Raw genomic sequence first — 791 nt, 5'->3', positions numbered from 1 at the left:
CTGACAACACTGGATCTGGGCAACAATCAAATTACCGATATCAGCATCCTCGGCTCGCTCACCAATCTGACAACACTGGAGCTCGGCCACAATCCAATGACCGATATCAGCGCCTTGCGATCGCTCACCAATCTGACAACACTGGATCTCAATAGGAATAAAATTACCGATATCAGCGCCTTGCGCGAGCTCACCAATCTGACAACACTGTATCTCCACGAAAATAAAATTACCGATATCAGCATCCTCGGCTCGCTCACCAATCTGACAACACTGGATCTCAATAGGACTCAAATTACCGATATCAGCGCCTTGCGCGAGCTCACCAATCTGACAACACTGTATCTCCACGTAAATAAAATTACCGATATCAGCTTCCTCGGCTCGCTCACCAATCTGACAACACTGTATCTCAACGACAATCAAATTACCGACATCAGCATCCTCGGCTCGCTCACCAATCTGACAACACTGTATCTCTACGACAATCAAATTACCGATATCAGCTTCCTCGGCTCGCTCACCAATCTGACAACACTGTATCTCTACAACAATCAAATTACCGATATCAGCATCCTCGGCTCGCTCACCAATCTGACAAGACTGTCTCTCTACAACAATCAAATTACCGACATCAGCATCCTCGGCTCGCTCACCAATCTGACAACACTCAATCTCAACGACAATCAAATTACCGATATCAGCGCCTTGCGATCGCTCACCAATCTGACAACACTCAATCTCAACGACAATCAAATTACCGATATCAGCGCCTTGCGATCGCTCACCAA

General features: G+C 46.6%; 1 protein-coding gene. It reads left to right on the top strand.

Annotation, left to right across the window (positions count from 1 at the left end; genetic code table 11):
- A partial coding sequence (locus tag QUA42_RS14375; protein ID WP_333137862.1) for a leucine-rich repeat domain-containing protein occupies positions 1-791 on the top strand: 791 nt, incomplete at both ends.

The sequence above is a fragment of the Microcoleus sp. Pol11C2 genome, assembly GCF_036701505.1.
In the GTDB taxonomy this organism is placed as follows: Bacteria; Cyanobacteriota; Cyanobacteriia; order Cyanobacteriales; family Microcoleaceae; genus Microcoleus.
This window is presented reverse-complemented; position numbering and strand designations above follow the sequence as displayed.